Origin of the sequence: Streptomyces sp. NPDC055962 (assembly GCF_042270185.1) — a bacterium.
In the GTDB taxonomy this organism is placed as follows: domain Bacteria; phylum Actinomycetota; class Actinomycetes; order Streptomycetales; family Streptomycetaceae; genus Streptomyces.
In genome coordinates, this window is the sequence record NZ_JBHJYN010000003.1 from 224,750 (window position 1) to 242,304 (window position 17,555).

Genomic DNA, 17,555 nt, shown 5'->3' on the forward strand with positions numbered 1-17,555 from the left:
AGCACACGCTCCTGACCGCGCGAGGGCGCAAACAGCGCCCTCGCGCGGTGTCATATCCGACAAGCTCATCGGAGGCACTGCGGTGAACGAACTGCCGCAACAGCTGGCCAACGGCCTCGCACTCGGCGCGCTCTATGGCCTCATAGCCATCGGGTACACCATGGTGTACGGCATCGTCCAGCTCATCAATTTCGCCCACGGCGAGATCTTCATGATCGGGGGCTTCGGCGCCCTCACCACCTACCTCGCGCTCCCCAGCGGAACCTCGCTCATGGTGGCCATACCCCTCATGATCGTCGGCGGCGCAATCGCCTCCGTCGCCGTAGCCACAGCCGCGGAACGCTTCGCCTACCGCCCCCTGCGCGGCGCACCCCGGCTGGCCCCGCTCATCACCGCGATCGGCCTCTCGATCGTCCTCCAGCAGCTTGTCTGGGGCTTCTACCCCGAGGCGAAGAAACCGCGCAGCTTCCCCGAGTTCAAGGGCGAGTCGTTCAAGATCTTCGACAACCTCTACCTCCAGCGCGCCGACGCCTTCATCCTCGTCCTCGCACCCCTCTGCATGCTCGCCCTCGGCCTCTTCGTCGCCAAGAGCCGCAGCGGCCGCGCCATGCAGGCCACCGCCCAGGACCCCGACACCGCCAAGCTCATGGGCATCAACACCGACCGCATCATCGTCATGGCCTTCGCCATCGGAGCCGCGTTCGCCGCCGTCGCCTCCGTCGCCTACGGACTCGACAAGGGCCAGATCAACTTCGAGATGGGCTTCATCCTCGGCCTCAAAGCCTTCACCGCCGCAGTCCTCGGCGGCATCGGCAACATCTACGGCGCCATGGTCGGCGGAGTCGTCCTCGGCCTCGCCGAAGCCCTCTCCATCGCCTACATCGAGGAAATCCCCGGCATGCAGCAGCTCGGCGGCGGCGCCTGGGCCAACGTCTGGGCATTCGTACTTCTCATCGTCGTCCTCCTCGTCAGGCCACAAGGCCTGCTCGGCGAGCGCGTCGCGGATCGGGCGTGAGAGCCATGACAACCGACACCACCACCGCCGCCACCCCGGCCACCACCGAATCCCGGACCACGGCGCTCCGCGGCCTCACCGCCCTCGGCGGCATCGCGACCATCGCCAGCACCCTGCTGTCCTGGACCTACACCGACGAGTTCCCCGGCGACCTCACCGTCTACGGCTACCCCGGCGGTCTCCAGGTCCTCACCCTCGTCGCAGGGATCCTCGTCCTCCTCCACGCACTCGCCGCCTTCGGCATCCGCGGCCTCCGCTGGCTCGCCCCCACCGGCACCACCAAAGCCCTCCAGTTCCTGGCACTCGGCGCCTTCGGCACCACCTGGTTCACCATCATCGCCATCACCGTCGAACTCGGCGGCGTCGTCAACCTGGAGCCCGGCGGCTTCGTCGCAGCAGTCGCCTCCGCCATCCCGCTGACGGCGTTCCTCCTCCCCGACGACACCCACAAGGCCGCACGCCCCAAGGAACTCCCCTCCTGGGCCGAGATCCTCATCATCGTCGCCGCCTTCGGCACCGGCCTCTTCGTCGTCACCTACGGCATCGACACCGAATACGCCGAACTCTTCACCGGCTACATGATCACCGCCGGCTTCGCCGTCGGCGCCCTGTTCAAGTCCGGCCTCATGGCCCGGCTCTCAGGCCTCACCACCAAATACCGCTCCATCGCCGTCGCCGCCGCCTTCGTCGCCGCCGCAGCATTCCCCTTCACCCAGAGCACCGACCAGTACACCCTCATCGCCGTCAACATCCTCATCTTCGCGACCGTCGCACTCGGACTGAACATCGTCGTCGGCCTCGCCGGACTCCTCGACCTCGGATACGTCGCCTTCCTCGGCGTCGGCGCCTACACCGCCGCACTCGTCTCCGGCACCACCGCCTCCGCCTTCGACGTCCACTTCCCCTTCTGGGCAGCCGTCCTCACCGGCGCAGCCGTCTCCCTCATCTTCGGCGTCGTCATCGGCGCACCCACCCTGCGCCTCCGCGGCGACTACCTCGCCATCGTCACCCTCGGCTTCGGCGAGATCTTCCGCATCACCGTCGGCAACCTCGACGGCGTCTCCGGACCCCAGGTCACCAACGGCCCCAACGGCGTACCCAACATCCCCGACCTCGTCTTCTTCGGATACGACTTCGGCGAGTCCCACACCGTCCTCGGCGTCGAACTCGGCGGATACGCCAACTACTACCTGCTCATGCTGCTCGCGATGATCCTCGTGGTCCTCGTCTTCAGCCGCGCCGGCAGCTCCCGCATCGGCCGCGCCTGGGTCGCCATCCGCGAGGACGAGACCGCCGCCACCGCCATGGGCATCAACGGCTTCCGCGTGAAGCTCATCGCCTTCGCGCTCGGCGCCACCCTCGCCGGCCTGGCCGGCACCGTCCAGGCCCATGTGCAGAGCACGGTCGTCCCGGAGATGTACGTCTTCGCCGGACCCGTGCCGCCCAACTCCGCATTCCTCCTCGCCGCAGTCATCCTCGGCGGCATGGGAACGATCAGCGGACCCCTGATCGGCGCCACACTCCTGTACATGATCCCCGCGAAGCTGCAGTTCCTCCAGGACTACCAGCTCCTCGGCTTCGGCCTCGCACTCATCCTGCTGATGCGCTTCCGCCCCGAAGGCCTCATCGCCAACCGGCGGGCCCAGCTCGAGTTCCACGAGACCGGCCAACTCGACACACCCGAGGGCACCCTGCCCGGATCCGGCGTCGGCACCGTGAAGGCGGGGGCGTGAACACCATGACGACCACCACCGAGACCACCACGCCCGTCCTGGACGCGAGCGGCGTCACCATGCGCTTCGGCGGCCTCACCGCCGTGCGCGAGGTCGACCTCACCGTCAACGCCGGCGAGATCGTCGGCCTCATCGGCCCCAACGGCGCGGGCAAGACCACCTTCTTCAACTGCCTCACCGGCCTCTACGTCCCCACCGAGGGAACGGTCCGCTACAAGGGCACGGTCCTGCCCCCCAAGCCCCACCTGGTCACCCAGGCGGGCATCGCCCGCACCTTCCAGAACATCCGGCTCTTCGCCAACATGACCGTCCTGGAGAACGTCCTCGTCGGACGCCACACCAGGACCAAGGAAGGCCTCTGGTCCGCCCTCCTGCGCGGCCCCGGGTTCAAGAAGGCCGAAGCCGCCTCCCACGCACGCGCCATGGAGCTGCTGGAGTTCATCGGCCTGCAGGACAAGGCCGACCACCTCGCGCGGAACCTCCCCTACGGGGACCAGCGCAAGCTGGAGATCGCCCGCGCCCTGGCCAGCGACCCGGGCCTCCTCCTGCTGGACGAGCCCACCGCCGGCATGAACCCGCAGGAAACCCGCGTCACCGAAGAACTCATCTTCGCCATCCGCGACATGGGCATCGCCGTACTCGTCATCGAGCACGACATGCGCTTCATCTTCAACCTCTGCGACCGCGTCGCCTGCCTCGTCCAGGGCGAGAAGCTCGTCGAAGGCACACCGGACGTCGTGCAGAGCGACGAACGCGTCGTCGCCGCCTACCTCGGCACGCCCTTCGAGGGCGACGCCCCCAAGCAGGCCGGCGCACCCGCGAAGGCCGACGTCCCGAAGCAGGCCGACGCACCCGCGGCGGCCGGCGCACCGGAGCCGCAGCCGGCCCCCGCGACCGGCACCGCACCCGAAGCCGAAGCCCCCGGAACGGACAAGGCGGACCGCACCACCAGCACAGAAGGGGAAGGCCAGTGACCGCACTGCTCGAGGTCGAGGACCTCAGGGTCGCCTACGGCAAGATCGAAGCCGTCAAGGGAATCTCCTTCAGCGTCGAGGCCGGCCAGGTCGTCACCCTCATCGGCACCAACGGCGCCGGCAAGACCACCACCCTGCGCACCCTCTCCGGCCTCCTCAAGCCCTCCGGCGGCCGGATCCTCTTCGACGGGAAGCCGCTCGGCGGGGTCCCCGCCCACAAGATCGTGGCACTGGGCCTGGCCCACTCCCCCGAGGGCCGCCACATCTTCCCCCGCCTCACCATCACGGAGAACCTCCAGCTCGGCGCGTTCCTCCGCACCGACAAGGCGGGCATCGAGAAGGACATCCAGCGCGCCTACGACCTCTTCCCCATCCTCGGGGAACGCCGCAAGCAGGCCGCCGGAACCCTCTCGGGCGGCGAACAGCAGATGCTCGCCATGGGACGCGCCCTCATGTCCCAACCCAAGCTCCTCATGCTCGACGAACCCTCCATGGGCCTCTCCCCGATCATGATGCAGAAGATCATGGAGACCATCGTCGAGCTCAAGGCGTCGGGCACCACGATCCTCCTCGTCGAGCAGAACGCCCAGGCGGCCCTCTCCCTCGCGGACCAGGGCCACGTCATGGAGGTCGGCAAGGTCGTCCTCTCCGGCACCGGCGCCGACCTGCTCCACGACGAGTCGGTCCGCAAGGCCTACCTCGGCGAGGACTGAGCACCACCCCACGCCCCACGAGAAGGGCCCGCTCCCGGAACACCCCGGGAGCGGGCCCTTCTCCTGTACGGCTGCCTACTCGGCGGCCTTCTTCTTCTCGTCGGCATCCTCGATCAGCGCCTCGGCCAGCTGCTGCATCGACATCCGCCGGTCCATCGACGTCTTCTGGATCCAGCGGAACGCGGCCGGCTCCGACAGCCCGTAGTCCGTCTGCAGAATGCTCTTCGCCCGGTCCACCAGCTTCCGGGTCTCCAGCCGCTGCGACAGGTCCGCGATCTCGCTCTCCAGCGCCTTCAGCTCCGCGAACCGGGACACGGCCATCTCGATGGCCGGAACCACATCGCTCTTGCTGAACGGCTTCACCAGATACGCCATCGCCCCGGCGTCCCGCGCCCGCTCGACCAGATCCCGCTGCGAGAACGCCGTCAGCATCAGAACCGGGGCGATCGACTCCTCGGTGATCTTCTCAGCGGCGGAGATCCCGTCGAGGACCGGCATCTTCACATCGAGGATCACGAGGTCGGGACGGTGCTCCCGGGCCAGCTCGACGGCCTGCTGCCCGTCCCCGGCCTCGCCGACGACCGAGTAGCCCTCTTCCTCCAGCATCTCTTTGAGGTCGAGGCGGATCAGCGCCTCGTCCTCGGCGATGACGACGCGGGTCGTCAGCGGCGGGACGTGCGACTTGTCGTCGTCGACGGCGTCTACGGGCTGGGGCGACTCGGGCGTGGTCACGGGGCTCCTTGGTATGGGGCATGTACTGCTGCGGAGCAGCCTACCTACCTGCCGTGCCCCACGGTCACCAGGTACACTTCTGTCCGGCTAGCGAGCCGGGTTGGCGCAATTGGCGGACGCGGAGGTCTCAAACACCTCTGCCCGAAAGGGCATGTGGGTTCGAATCCCATACCCGGCACATCATGAATGCGGATGCTCACGTTCTCGTGAACATCCGCATTCTGCTGCCCATTACGTCGCGATGTCACACAGAGTGGCGACATGATCTTCCATGGAATGAAAGTGCGCCAGAAGGCGCTCGACCTTCTCAATACCGGGACGTCAGGCGCTGAAGTCGCTCGACGACTGAATGTGCCGCGCGGCACGGTCTCGTATTGGCTCCACATGGAGCGCTCCAAGCTCGGCTCCTGCCCGGGTGCCCGGACACCCTCTTGCCACCGGTGCGACGGCGTCGGGCTCGCTGAGTCCGCCTACGTCTACCTCTTGGGCCTGTACCTGGGAGACGGCCACATCAGCCAGCACGCCCAGCACCGGACGCCGAACCTGATGATCACCCTTGACGACTGCTGGCCGGGCATCCAGGACGAGGCAGAGGCGGCACTGCGCGGGGTATTCCCCGACAACGCCACATGCCGGGTCCGCAAGCCCGGCTGCCACAACATCAAGGTCTACTCCAAGCACCTTCTGTGCCTGTTCCCGCAGCACGGTCCAGGCAGGAAGCACGAGCGTGAGATCACGTTGGAGGCCTGGCAACAAGAGCTCGTCGATGCGAACCCCTGGGCCTTCGTTCGTGGACTCATCCACTCCGACGGCTGCCGTATCACCAATTGGACCACCCGCATGGTCGGCGGAATCCGTAAGCGCTACGAGTACCCCCGGTACTGGTTCACCAACGTCTCCGACGACATCCGCCGGCTCTACACCGACACCCTGGACAAGCTCGGTATCGAGTGGACGCACTGCACCCGCGCGGGCAAGGAGTACAACATCTCCGTAGCCCGACGGGCGTCCGTCGCCCTCATGGACGCTCACGTCGGGCCGAAGTACTGACGACCGTTACTTCGGGCTGTCGTCCTCGCCGATGTGGTGCACCCGTACCAGGTTCGTCGAGCCCGCGACCCCGGGCGGGGAACCGGCCGTGATGACGACGATGTCGCCCTTCTGGCAGCGGCCGATCCGCAGCAGTTCCTCGTCGACCTGCGCCACCATCGCGTCCGTCGACTCCACGTGCGGCCCCAGGAACGTCTCCACGCCCCACGTGAGGTTCAGCTGCGCGCGGGTGGCCGGGTCCGGGGTGAAGGCGAGGAGCGGGATCGGGGAGCGGTAGCGGGAGAGGCGCTTGACCGTGTCGCCGCTCTGGGTGAAGGCCACCAGGAACTTAGCGCCCAGGAAGTCGCCCATCTCGGCTGCCGCGCGGGCGACGGCGCCGCCCTGGGTGCGGGGCTTGTTGCGGTCGGTGAGGGGCGGGAGGCCCTTGGCGAGGATGTCCTCCTCGGCGGCTTCGACGATGCGGGCCATGGTGCGGACGGTCTCGACGGGGTACTTGCCGACGCTGGTCTCGCCGGAGAGCATCACGGCGTCGGTGCCGTCGATGACGGCGTTGGCGACGTCGGAGGCCTCGGCGCGGGTGGGGCGGGAGTTGTCGATCATCGAGTCGAGCATCTGGGTGGCGACGATGACCGGCTTGGCGTTGCGTTTGGCGAGCTTGATGGCGCGCTTCTGGACGATGGGGACCTGTTCCAGGGGCATTTCGACGCCGAGGTCGCCGCGGGCGACCATGATGCCGTCGAAGGCGGCGACGATGTCGTCGATGTTGTCGACGGCCTGGGGCTTCTCGACCTTGGCGATGACGGGGAGGCGGCGGCCCTCCTCGTCCATGATGCGGTGGACGTCGTCGATGTCGCGTCCGGTGCGTACGAAGGAGAGGGCGATGACGTCGGCGCCGGTGCGGAGGGCCCAGCGGAGGTCGTCGATGTCCTTCTCGGAGAGGGCGGGGACGGAGACGGCGACGCCGGGGAGGTTGAGTCCTTTGTGGTCGGAGACCATGCCGCCTTCGATGACGGTGGTGTGGACGCGGGGTCCGTCGACGTCGGTGACTTCGAGGGTGACGCGGCCGTCGTCGATCAGGATGCGTTCGCCGGCGGTGACGTCGGCGGCGAGTCCGTCGTAGGTGGTGCCGCAGGTGGTGCGGTCGCCTTCCATGGGTTCGACGGTGATGGTGAAGTCGTCGCCGCGTTCAAGGAGTACGGGGCCTTCTGCGAAGCGGCCGAGGCGGATCTTCGGGCCTTGAAGGTCGGCGAGGATTCCTACGCTGCGGCCGGTTTCTTCGGATGCTTTGCGTACGTGGTGGTAGCGCTCTTCGTGTTCGGCGTAGGTGCCGTGGCTGAGGTTGAGGCGGGCGATGTCCATTCCCGCTTCGACGAGTGCCTTGATCTGCTCGTATGTGTCGGTTGCGGGTCCCAGGGTACAAACGATTTTCGCTCGGCGCATGGTTCGAGCCTAGACCTTACCTGCGGGTAGGTAATTGTCTCTGCATGACTGTCCAACAGCCTTTGGGTGAAGGGCTATTGACAACTGTTGAATTGTGCGGCGGCGCGCTCCGATGAGCGTGCGCCGGGTCGCCTCGGTGGGGGCGTGGGGGTCGCCTCGGCGGGGCGTGGGGGTCGCCTCGGCGGGGGCCTGGGGGTCGCCGGTCACCAGATCGAAACCTGCGCGGGGTGTTGCGGGTGAGGTCGTGCGGGTCAGAATCTACGCGCGTTGTTCGCTCGAACGAGGAGTCAAGGATGCCGTTGAACCGTAGGACGTTTCTGGGCCGTTCGGCTGTCGCCGGTGCGGGTGTGGCGCTGGCGGGAGGGGTCGGGGCGGTGCCGGCGGTGGCCTCGGGGCCGGAGGGGCACGGTCATGGGCGTCCGCCGAAGCGGTACTCGTTCACGGTGATGGGGACGACGGATCTGCACGGGAACGTCTTCAACTGGGACTACTTCACGGACAAGGAGTTCGACGACAAGGCGCACAACGATGTCGGTCTGGCGAAGATCTCGACGCTGGTGAACGAGATCCGGGAGGACCGGGGCCGGCGGAACACGCTGCTGATCGACGCGGGTGACACGATCCAGGGCACGCAGTTGTCGTACTACTACGCGAAGATCGACCCGATCACGGCGAAGCGCGGTCCGGTGCATCCGATGGCGCAGGCGATGAACAGGATCGGCTACGACGCTGCCGCGTTGGGGAATCACGAGTTCAACTACGGGATTCCGGTCCTGCGGAAGTTCGAGGAGCAGTGTGATTTTCCGCTGCTGGGTGCGAATGCGCTGGACGCGAAGACGTTGCGGCCGGCGTTCGCTCCGTATGTGATCAAGCGGATGCGGACGCCGCACGGCCGTGATGTGCGGGTGGCGGTGCTGGGGTTGACGAATCCGGGGATCGCGATCTGGGACAAGGCGAACGTGGGCGGGAAGATGGTGTTCCCGGGGCTTGAGGAGCAGGCGGCGAAGTGGGTGCCGAAGCTTCGTTCGATGGGTGCGGATGTGGTGATCGTGTCGGCGCATTCGGGTTCGTCGGGTACGTCGTCGTACGGGGATCAGCTGCCGTATGTGGAGAACGCGGCGGGTCTGGTGGCGGAGCAGGTGCCGGGGATCGACGCGATCCTGGTGGGTCACGCGCACTCGGAGATCCCTGAGTACTTCGTGACGAACAAGGAGACGGGGAAGCGGGTCGTTCTCTCGGAGCCGTTGAAGTGGGGGCAGCGTCTGACGCTGTTCGACTTCGACCTGGTGTGGGAGAAGGGGCGTTGGGTGGTCGAGAAGGTCGGCGCTTCGGTGCTGAATTCGAACACCGTGGAGGAGGACTCGCGGATCACGTCGTTGCTCGGGGACGAGCACACCAAGGTGGTGGCGTATGTGAACCAGGTGATCGGTACGTCGGTGGCGGCGATGTCGACGGCGGATGCGCCGTGGAAGGACGAGCCGGTCATCGATCTGATCAACCTGGTGCAGGCGGAGACGGTCAAGGGGGCGCTTGAGGGTGGGGAGTACGGGGCGTTGCCGGTGCTGTCGCAGGCGGCGTGTTTCTCGCGTACGGCGGCGATTCCCGCGGGCGAGGTGACGATCAAGGATGCGGCGGGGCTGTATCCGTTCGAGAACACGTTGGAGGCGCGGCTTCTGACGGGTGCGCAGTTGAAGGATTATCTGGAGTATTCGGCGAAGTACTACGTGCAGACGGCTGCGGGGGTGCCGGTGGACACGTCGAAGTTGACGAATGCGGAGAGTATTCCGGATTACAACTACGACGTGGTGTCGGGGGTGACGTACGACGTCGATATCGCGAAGCCGGTCGGTTCGCGGATCGTGGGATTGTCGTTCGAGGGGGCGCCGGTGGATCCGGCGGCGCAGTTCGTGTTCGCGGTGAACAACTACCGGGCGAGCGGTGGGGGCAATTTCCCGCATGTGCCGGGTGCGAAGCAGTTGTGGGCGAATTCGGATGAGATCCGGAACACGATCATCGGGTGGGTGCAGGCGAAGGGTTCGGTGGATCCGGCGGAGTTCGCGTCGGTGGACTGGCGTCTGACGCGGGACGGTGTGCCGGTGTTCTGACCGGTCAGCGGTCCGCCGGCGGGCCGGCGGGTGCGGGGCGGCGGCCGCTCTCCTTCGGGAGGGCGGCCGCCTCCGTCTCTCTGGTGCGGGTGACGGGGCCGGGGTGGGTCTGCGGCGGGGTTCCGGGTGGCCGGGGCATGGTGCCTGTCCGTGGTGGTGCCCCGGTGTGTCGGCCTTCTGCGGGTGGACGGGCCCCGTCGTGGCCCTGGCCGGAAACGGCGCTTGTCCTGGAGTGCTGTCCAGCACCTAGCGTCTGGGTCATGACTACACATCAGCGTGGGATCGGTTCGGGTTTCGGTGCCCGGAGCACGGTGGACGACGTCCTGGACGGGATCGACCTGTCCGGGAGAACGGCGATCGTGACGGGTGGCTACTCGGGTCTCGGTCTCGAGACGACGCGTGCTCTGGCGAGTGCGGGGGCGCGGGTCGTGGTGCCGGCGCGGCGGCGGTCGGTCGCCGAGGAGGCGGTCGGGGGCATCGACGGTGTCGAGACCGAGATCCTCGATCTGGCGGATCTGGAGAGCGTGCGGGGCTTCGCCGAGCGCTTCCTGGCCTCGGGGCGCACGGCCGACATCGTGATCAACAGCGCGGGGATCATGGCGTGCCCGGAGACCAGGGTGGGTCCGGGCTGGGAGGCGCAGTTCGCGACGAATCACCTCGGTCACTTCGCCTTGGTCAACCGGCTCTGGCCGGCGATCGTCCGGGGTGGTGGCCGTGTGGTCGCGGTGTCCTCGAGTGCCCACGGTGCCGGGATGCGGTGGGACGACGTGCAGTTCGAGCGCGGCTACGACAGGTTGCTGGCGTACGGGCAGGCGAAGGCGGCGAACGTGCTGTTCGCAGTGTGGCTCGATGTGCTGGGCCGTGACGTGGGGGTGAGGGCGTTCTCGGTGCATCCGGGCAGTATTCTCACGCCGTTGCAGCGTCATCTCACGAAGGCGGAGATGGTCGGTGCCGGGTGGATCGACGAGGACGGCATCGGGGCCGACCCGACGTTCAAGTCGCCGGCACAGGGTGCGGCGACGCAGGTGTGGGCGGCTGTTTCCCCTCGGTTGGAGGGGATGGGCGGGGTGTACTGCGAGGACTGTGAGGTGGCCGGACCGGCGGTCGGGGGTGTGGAGGGCGGGGTGCACGCGCATGCGACGGATCTCGGGGAGGCGGAGCGCTTGTGGGCGCTGTCGGCCGGGCTGACGGGTGTCGACGCGTTTGCCGCGGCGGCCCGGTAGGCAGACCGTTCGTGCGGTGCGGGGTGCCGGGAAGGGTGCCCGGTAGGCAGACCGTTCGTGCGGTGCGGGGTGCCGGGAAGGGTGCCCGGGAGGAGGGACGGCGGTGGGTCTGCAGCGTCATGAGATCTGGGTGGATCTCGGGCTGAGTGGTCTGACGAAGTGGTTGGGTGGTCCGTGGTTTCCGGGGACGACCCTGCGCGGGATGCTCGTCGACATCGCGGACTGGGGCGACGGCGGTTTCGCGCCGCTCCTGCTCGACGATGTTCTTCGGGTGCTGGGTTCGCCGCTGCCTGTCCGGACGGTGGACACGGTGCTGTGTGCGGCGTTGGGCCGTGGGTACGGCCCTGACGTCGACGGTCCGGGACTGCTGCGGGAGATCGCGGATGTCTGTGTGGAGCGTCTGCGCCGGGACGATCCGTCGTTCGTGCCGGCGCTGCCGGGGCCTTCCGTGTACGGGGTGTTCGAGGGCGAGGTGCTGGGCCGGCTGGCGGAGGTGGCTCCTGCGGTGCGGGAGGCCGTCGCACGGGCTCCGTTCCGGGACGTGCCGGACGTGGTGGGGTCGTTGGAGCGGTTCGTCACCGAGGTCGATCCGGAGCTCGGGTTCCGGCTCTTTCTGCGTGTCCTGAAGGTGTACGCCGTCCCGGTCGGCGCATCCCGGCGGGAGGGTTACCTCTCTCTGGGTGAGAGGTTCGGCTGGCACGAGGACGTCGTCGACGACGGCAACCTCGCTGTCCTGGGCTGACCTCCTGCCGCGCGTGTCCGGTCCCTGTGCGGCGTGGGGTTGCCTTCGGCGGCCGTTCCTTTCCTTCGGGTGGGGGCGGCCGCCTCTGTCGTGTCAGCGGCCGTGTGCGAGGGGGGTCAGTGTGGGGCCCTGTCCGGGGACGGCGGGGGCGGTGTGGGGGGTGAGGCCGAAGGTGGTGAAGGCGGTGCGTTGCGGGAGGGGGTAGGGCGTGGTGCCGGTGAGGTCGTTGAGGATGGTGGCGCTGCGCCAGGCGGCGAGGCCGAGGTCGGGGGCGCCGACTCCGTGGGTGTGGCGTTCGGCGTTCTGTACGTAGATGTTGCCGGTGAGGGCGGGGTCGAGGTCGAGGCGGAAGTCGGTGTGGATGCGGGGGCGTCCCCGGGTGTCGCGGCGGATGTGGGGGGCGATGCCGGTGAGGAGGGTGTCCAGGGGGCGTTCGCGGTAGCCGGTGGCGAGGACGACGGCGTCGGTGGTGAGGCGGCTGCGGGTGGCCTGCTGGGTGTGTTCGAGGTGGAGTTCGATGCGGCTGCCGCTGCCGGAGAGGCGGCCTGCGGTGCGGACGCCGACGCCGGGGGTCAGGGTGGCGTCGGGCCAGCCGCCGTGGAGGGTGCGGCGGTAGAGCTCGTCGTGGATGGCGGCGATGGTGTCGGTGTCGATGCCTTTGTGGAGCTGCCACTGCTGGGGGACGAGGGCGTCGCGTACGTGTTCGGGGAGTGCGTGGAAGTAGTGGGTGTAGTCGGGGGTGAAGTGTTCGAGGCCGAGCTTCGAGTACTCCATGGGGGCGAAGGCCTGGGTGCGGGCGAGCCAGTGGATCTTCTCGATGCCGCGGGGGCGGGCGCGGAGGAGGTCGAGGAAGATCTCGGCACCGGACTGGCCCGAGCCGATGACGGTGATGTGGTCGGCCCGGAGGATCTCCTCGCGGTGGTGGAGGTAGTCGGCGGAGTGGATGACGGGGACGCCGGGGGCCTCGGCGAGGGGGCGGAGGGGTTCGGGGATGAAGGGTGCGGTGCCGACGCCGAGGGCGATGTGGCGGGTGTGGGTGCGGCCGGGTGCCTGGGCTTCGCCGTCGGGGCCGAGCCGGGTGTGGTCGACCTCGAAGAGGGAGCGGTCGGTGTTCCAGCGGATGGCGTCGACCTGGTGGTTGAAGTGGATCGTGGGGAGTTGTTCGCTGACCCAGCGGCAGTAGGCGTCGTATTCGGCGCGGTGGATGTGGAACTGCTCGGCGAAGTAGAAGGGGTAGAGGCGGTCGCGGGTGCGGAGGTAGTTGAGGAAGGTCCAGGGGCTGGTGGGGTCGGCGAGGGTCGTGAGGTCGGCGAGGAAGGGGACCTGGAGGGTGGCGCCGTCGATGAGGAGGCCGGGGTGCCAGTGGAAGGCGGGGCGTTGTTCGTAGAAGGCGGTGGTGAGGGGGCGGCCGTGGCGGGTGGGGATGCCGTGGGCGAGGGCGGCGAGGGAGAGGTTGAAGGGGCCCAGGCCGATGCCGATGAGGTCGTGGGTCCGGTCGCCTTCGGGGGTGGTCCGGTCGGTCATCGGAGGGTGCTGCCTTCCGTGGTGGCGTCTGCGTGGGCGTGGGTGACGAGGGTGAGGAGGCGGCGGAGGTCGTCGGGGGTGGTGTGGGGGTTGAGCAGGGTGGCTTTGAGCCAGAGCCCGTTGTGGGTGCGGGCGCGGCCGAGGACGGCGTGTCCGCGGGTGAGGAGGGTGCGGCGGATGGTGGCGACGGTGGTGTCGTCGGTGTGGGTGGGGCGGAAGAGGACGGTGCTGATGGTGGGGCGTTCGTAGAGCTGGAGGCCGGGGTTGTCGTCGACGAGGTCGGCGAGGTGGTGGGCGGCGGCGATGGTGCGGTCGATGAGGTCGGCGAGTCCGTCGCGGCCGAGTGCCTGGAGGGTGACGGCGATCTTGAGGGCGTCGGGGCGGCGGGTGGTGCGCAGGGAGCGGCCGAGGAGGTCGGGGAGGCCGGCGTCGGTGTCGTCGTCGGCGTTGAGGTAGGGGGCGTGGTGGTGGAGGACGTCGAGGTCGTGGTGGTCGGGGACGGCGAGGATGCCGGCGGACGCGGGTTGCCAGCCGAGTTTGTGCAGGTCGAGGGTGACGCTGTGGGCGCGGTGGAGGCTGCGTAGGGCGTGGCGGTGGGTGGGGCTGAAGAGGAGGGGGCCGCCGTAGGCGGCGTCGATGTGGAGTTCGGCGTTGTGGGTGGTGGTGAGGTCGGCGATGTCGGTGAGGGGGTCGATCCGGCCGGTGTCGGTGGTGCCCGCGGTGGCGGTGACGAGGAGGGGGCCGTCGTGGCGGGTGAGGGCCTCGCGGAGGGCGTCCGTGTCCATGACGCCGGTGGGGGCGGGGATGACGACGGGTCGGGGGAGGCCGAGGAGCCAGGCGGCGCGGGTGATGCTGTGGTGGGCGTTGGCCGCGCAGATGGTCTGGACGGGGCCGTGGCGTTCGCGGGCGAGGAGGAGGGCGAGCTGGTTGGCCTCGGTGCCGCCGGTGGTGACGAGGGCGTCGGGGTTCCGGGTCTGGGGGTAGATCTCGGCGGCGAGTGCCGTGGTGAGGGCGGCTTCGAGGGCGGAGGCGGCGGGGGCCTGGTCCCAGGAGTCCATGGAGGGGTTGAGGGCGGACGCGGCGAGGTCGGCTGCCGCGGCGAGGGCGAGGGGTGGGGTGTGGAGGTGGGCGGCGCAGTGGGGGTGGGCGGGGTCGGCGGCTCCTTCGGCGAGTGCGGTGACGAGCGTGCGGAGGGCGTGGTGTGCGCCGGTGCCGTGGTCGGGGATGAGGGGGCCGGTTCTCTCGTGGAGCTCGAGGGTGGTGGTGTCGGGGCCGCCGGCGGGGAGGGGGCCGCCTCGGCGGGTGGCTCCGTCGTGGAGTGCGGCGAGGACGGTGTCGAGGAGGGGGCGCAGGTGGGTGGGGCCTGCGGTGCCTCCGGCGAGGGGCGGGGTGGGCATGGGTGGTGTGGTCCTTCGGGTGCGCGGGGGCGGTCGTGCCAGCTTGTCCGGTTTGCGGAGGGGGCAGCCGAAGAGCCCAACGATTCGGACCCGAAAGGGGTACTGCGGTGCAGTGCGGGGGCGTGGGGGGCGGTGAGGCTGGTATAGGCGTTCGCCGTTCGCATGGCTGTGCCCGGCCTCCTTCGGTGAGGGGGCCGGGCACGGGGGCGGGGCGGGTGGTGCCGCCCGGGGTCAGAGCGTGTCGCGTACGGCGAGGGCGCGGCGGAGGTCGTCGATCTGGTCGGTGAGCTTGCGGCGCAGGGCGGGGGTGAGCGCGGGGTCGTCGAGGGCCTGTTCGCCGAGGCGGATGCTGTCCTGGTCGACGGCGTGGACGGGGAAGGCGTACCGTCCGGCGGCTTCGGCGATGGCGGGGCCGCGGCGGGCGGCGAGCGCGATGGCGTCGGGGTAGTAGCGGGCGGTGTAGGGGCGCAGGAGTTCGGCCTGTTCGGGCTGCCAGAAGCCTTGGGCGGTGGCGGTGAAGAGGTAGTTGGACAGGGTGTCGGCGGTGAACATGGCGTGCCAGGCCGCTGCTTTGGCGTCGGTGGTGGGGAGGGCGGCGCGGCAGCGGGCGGCGCCTTCCTGTCCGGTGGCGCTGGGGTCGTGGTCGAGTTCGCGGGCGATGGCGGCCTCGTCGGTGGCGCCGAGGACGGCGAGGCGGGTGAGGATGCGCCAGCGGAGTTCGGGGTCGAGTTCGGGGCCGCCGGGGACGGTGCCTTCGCCGAGCCAGTCCTGGATGGTGTCGGGCTGGGTGGCGGCGTCGATGAAGTGGCGTACGGCGGTGAGGCGGAGGCCGGGGTCGGGGCTGCCGGGTGCGGTGGTGGCGGGGCCCTGTTCCCAGTCCTTGGCGGTGAGTCCTTCGGTGCGGCGCAGGAGGTCGCGGCAGAGGGAGGTGAGGGTGGCGAGGGCGGTGGGGCGGTCCTGCGGCGGGAGGTAGCGGTCGGCGATCTGGGTGGAGGCGAAGCCGAGGACGCCTTGGACGAGGGCGAGGTCGGTTTCGTAGGGGAGGTGGGTGCGCGCCGCGGTGAGGTGGGCGGTGGGGTGGAGCAGGCCGTCGCGGACGAGGTCGCGGGCGGTGTTCCAGAGGAGGGCGCGGGTGAGGGCGTCGGGGATGCCGGAGAGATGGGTGAGGGCGGTGTTCCAGGAGTCGGGGTCGAGGCGGATCTTGGCGTAGGTGAGGTCGTTGTCGTTGAGGACGACGAGGTCGGGGCGGCTTCCGGGCTGGGTGGCGGGGGTGCCGTCCTGGGGGATGTCGAGTTCGAAGCGGTTGCGCAGGACGAGTTGTTCGGTGCCGGTCTGGGTGTCGAGGCTGTGGTCGTAGGTGCCGACGGCGATGCGGTGGGGGCGGGTGCCTGCGTGGTCGACGGTGAGGTTCCAGCTGTGGCCGGTGTTCTCGACGTGGGCGGTGAGGGTGTCGATGCCGGTGGTGCGGAGCCAGGCGGCGGCCCAGGTGTGGACGTCGCGGTCGGTGGCGGTGGCGAGGTTGTCGATGAAGTCGGCGAGGGTGGCGTTGCCGAACTTGTGGCGGGCGAAGTGGGTGTTGATGCCGGCGAGGAAGTCCTTCTCGCCGAGCCAGGCGACGAGTTGGCGGAGTGCGGAGGCGCCCTTGGCGTAGGAGATGCCGTCGAAGTTGAGGAGGGCGGAGGCGGTGTCGGGGACGGCGTCGGGGTCGGGGGCGACGGGGTGGGTGGTGGGGCGCTGGTCGGCGTCGTAGCCCCAGCCCTTGCGGGAGACTCCGAATTCGACCCAGGTGTCGGGGTATGGGGTCTCCCCTGCTCGAGCGGAGTTGAGAGCTCGGGGAAGGGTGGCTTCGGTGAGGGTCTGGTAGCCCATGTACTCGGCGAAGGACTCGTTGAGCCAGATGTCGTCCCACCAGGTGAGGGTCACGAGGTCGCCGAACCACATGTGGGCCATCTCGTGCGCGATGACCATGGCGCGGGTCTGGCGCTCGGTGTCGGTGACGGCGGAGCGGTAGACGAATTCGTCGCGGAAGGTGACGAGTCCGGGGTTCTCCATGGCGCCGGCGTTGAATTCGGGGACGAAGGCCTGGTCGTAGGAGTCGAAGGGGTAGGGCTCGTCGAACTTCTCGTGGTAGCGGTCGTAGCAGGCGCGGGTGATGTCGAGGATCTCGTCGGCGTCGGCGTCGAGGTGGGGGGCGAGGGAGCGGCGGCAGTGGATGCCGAAGGGGAGGCCGGCGTGGGTGGTGGTGACCGAGTGCCAGGGGCCCGCGGCGACGGCGACGAGGTAGGTGGAGACGGGCGGGGTGGGGGCGATGGTCCAGCGGCCGTCGCCGGCCTGGGTGGCGGTGCCGTTGCCGAGGACGGTCCAGCCGGTGGGCGCGGTGACGGTGATGTCGAAGACGGACTTGAGGTCGGGCTGGTCGAAGGCGGCGAAGACGCGTTGGACGTCCTCCATGAAGAGCTGGGTGTAGACGTAGGTCTCGCCGTCGGCGGGGTCGGTGAAGCGGTGCATGCCCTCGCCCGTGCGGGAGTAGCGCATGGTGGCGTCGACGGTGAGTTCGTGGGGGCCGGCGGTGAGGCGGTCCAGGGGGTAGCGGTTGCCGTCGAGGCGTTCGGGGTCGAGGGGGTGTCCGTCGAGGCTGAGCGAGCGCAGGGTTTCCGGCTTGATCTCGACGAAGGTGTCCCCGGCCGTGTGCACGGTGAACCGGATGGCGGTGCGGGAGCCGAAGGTCTCGTCACCGGTGGTGAGGTCGAGGTCGACGGTGTAGCGGTGCACGTCGAGGAGCTGGGCGCGGGTCTGCGCTTCGTTGCGCGTCAGTACGGACATGGCGCCCATGCTGCCGTACGGCTCCTGGGCTGTGCAGTGGGGTTCTCGCAGGGCTGACGCGGGCGGTTGTGTGCCCGGCCCGGT

General features: G+C 69.2%; 13 protein-coding genes and 1 tRNA gene. 9 read left to right on the forward strand and 5 right to left on the reverse strand.

Going from position 1 to position 17,555, the window contains the following annotated elements:
- The first annotated feature begins 82 nt into the window (after positions 1-82).
- Genes ACFC51_RS11590 through ACFC51_RS11605 form a run of 4 tightly spaced genes read left to right on the forward strand, consistent with a single transcriptional unit; the run spans position 83 to position 4,435 of the window.
- Positions 83-1,015 carry a branched-chain amino acid ABC transporter permease gene (locus ACFC51_RS11590; protein ID WP_376372644.1) on the forward strand — a complete coding sequence of 311 codons (933 nt, stop codon included), beginning with the start codon at positions 83-85 and terminating at the stop codon, positions 1,013-1,015.
- 5 nt (positions 1,016-1,020) lie between these two features.
- Positions 1,021-2,748: a branched-chain amino acid ABC transporter permease gene (locus ACFC51_RS11595; protein ID WP_376528647.1), complete on the forward strand. Its 1,728-nt coding sequence runs from the start codon at positions 1,021-1,023 to the stop codon at positions 2,746-2,748.
- A complete protein-coding gene (locus tag ACFC51_RS11600; protein ID WP_376372641.1) occupies positions 2,745-3,722 on the forward strand; it encodes an ABC transporter ATP-binding protein in 978 nt (325 codons plus the stop codon). Before ACFC51_RS11595 ends, ACFC51_RS11600 begins: the two co-directional genes overlap by 4 nt.
- Complete coding sequence (locus tag ACFC51_RS11605; RefSeq protein ID WP_376372639.1) at positions 3,719-4,435, forward strand: ABC transporter ATP-binding protein; 717 nt, start codon at positions 3,719-3,721, stop codon at positions 4,433-4,435. Before ACFC51_RS11600 ends, ACFC51_RS11605 begins: the two co-directional genes overlap by 4 nt.
- A gap of 75 nt (positions 4,436-4,510) precedes the next feature.
- Here ACFC51_RS11605 and ACFC51_RS11610 read toward each other — a convergent pair whose 3' ends face one another.
- Positions 4,511-5,167 carry an ANTAR domain-containing response regulator gene (locus ACFC51_RS11610; RefSeq protein ID WP_103516878.1) on the reverse strand — a complete coding sequence of 219 codons (657 nt, stop codon included), beginning with the start codon at positions 5,165-5,167 and terminating at the stop codon, positions 4,511-4,513.
- A gap of 94 nt (positions 5,168-5,261) precedes the next feature.
- On the opposite strand from ACFC51_RS11610, the gene ACFC51_RS11615 reads away from it, so the two are divergent.
- Positions 5,262-5,345, forward strand: a tRNA-Leu gene (locus tag ACFC51_RS11615).
- 83 nt (positions 5,346-5,428) lie between these two features.
- Positions 5,429-6,217 carry a helix-turn-helix domain-containing protein gene (locus ACFC51_RS11620; RefSeq protein WP_376372636.1) on the forward strand — a complete coding sequence of 263 codons (789 nt, stop codon included), beginning with the start codon at positions 5,429-5,431 and terminating at the stop codon, positions 6,215-6,217.
- 6 nt (positions 6,218-6,223) lie between these two features.
- Here ACFC51_RS11620 and pyk read toward each other — a convergent pair whose 3' ends face one another.
- Positions 6,224-7,657 carry a pyruvate kinase gene (gene pyk, locus ACFC51_RS11625; RefSeq protein WP_376372633.1) on the reverse strand — a complete coding sequence of 478 codons (1,434 nt, stop codon included), beginning with the start codon at positions 7,655-7,657 and terminating at the stop codon, positions 6,224-6,226.
- A 293-nt stretch (positions 7,658-7,950) separates the two neighbouring features.
- On the opposite strand from pyk, the gene ACFC51_RS11630 reads away from it, so the two are divergent.
- The 3 genes from ACFC51_RS11630 (at position 7,951) to ACFC51_RS11640 (ending at position 11,727) form a co-directional block, all read left to right on the forward strand.
- A complete protein-coding gene (locus ACFC51_RS11630) occupies positions 7,951-9,762 on the forward strand; it encodes a bifunctional metallophosphatase/5'-nucleotidase (protein WP_376372631.1) in 1,812 nt (603 codons plus the stop codon).
- A gap of 260 nt (positions 9,763-10,022) precedes the next feature.
- On the forward strand, positions 10,023-10,985 hold the full coding sequence (locus ACFC51_RS11635) for an SDR family NAD(P)-dependent oxidoreductase (protein WP_376528273.1): 963 nt from the start codon (positions 10,023-10,025) through the stop codon (positions 10,983-10,985).
- 103 nt (positions 10,986-11,088) lie between these two features.
- Positions 11,089-11,727, forward strand: coding sequence for a hypothetical protein (locus ACFC51_RS11640; RefSeq protein ID WP_376528275.1), 639 nt, complete (start codon positions 11,089-11,091; stop codon positions 11,725-11,727).
- A 93-nt stretch (positions 11,728-11,820) separates the two neighbouring features.
- Here the strand turns inward: ACFC51_RS11640 and ACFC51_RS11645 are convergent, their stop codons facing one another.
- The 3 genes from ACFC51_RS11645 to pepN all read right to left on the reverse strand — a co-directional run bounded on the left by ACFC51_RS11645 (position 11,821) and on the right by pepN (position 17,471).
- Positions 11,821-13,251 (reverse strand): lysine N(6)-hydroxylase/L-ornithine N(5)-oxygenase family protein, encoded by a 1,431-nt coding sequence (locus ACFC51_RS11645; protein ID WP_376372623.1) that lies wholly within the window; start codon positions 13,249-13,251, stop codon positions 11,821-11,823.
- A complete protein-coding gene (locus tag ACFC51_RS11650) occupies positions 13,248-14,648 on the reverse strand; it encodes a pyridoxal phosphate-dependent decarboxylase family protein (protein WP_376528278.1) in 1,401 nt (466 codons plus the stop codon). The genes ACFC51_RS11645 and ACFC51_RS11650 overlap by 4 nt, the downstream gene beginning before the upstream one ends.
- Before the next feature lie 231 nt (positions 14,649-14,879).
- Entirely contained in the window at positions 14,880-17,471 is a 2,592-nt protein-coding gene (gene pepN, locus ACFC51_RS11655; protein ID WP_376528280.1) for an aminopeptidase N, read from the reverse strand.
- Between the last annotated feature and the right edge of the window lie 84 nt (positions 17,472-17,555).

Bases quoted from the DNA above. Each gene is read 5' to 3' on its own strand.
- ACFC51_RS11650 (WP_376528278.1), bottom strand. From the start codon at position 14,648: ATGCCCACCCCGCCCCTCGCCGGAGGCACCGCAGGCCCCACCCACCTG.
- ACFC51_RS11620 (WP_376372636.1), top strand. From the start codon at position 5,429: ATGATCTTCCATGGAATGAAAGTGCGCCAGAAGGCGCTCGACCTTCTC.
- ACFC51_RS11645 (WP_376372623.1), bottom strand. From the start codon at position 13,251: ATGACCGACCGGACCACCCCCGAAGGCGACCGGACCCACGACCTCATC.
- pyk (WP_376372633.1), bottom strand. From the start codon at position 7,657: ATGCGCCGAGCGAAAATCGTTTGTACCCTGGGACCCGCAACCGACACA.
- ACFC51_RS11595 (WP_376528647.1), top strand. From the start codon at position 1,021: ATGACAACCGACACCACCACCGCCGCCACCCCGGCCACCACCGAATCC.
- ACFC51_RS11635 (WP_376528273.1), top strand. From the start codon at position 10,023: ATGACTACACATCAGCGTGGGATCGGTTCGGGTTTCGGTGCCCGGAGC.
- pepN (WP_376528280.1), bottom strand. From the start codon at position 17,471: ATGTCCGTACTGACGCGCAACGAAGCGCAGACCCGCGCCCAGCTCCTC.
- ACFC51_RS11630 (WP_376372631.1), top strand. From the start codon at position 7,951: ATGCCGTTGAACCGTAGGACGTTTCTGGGCCGTTCGGCTGTCGCCGGT.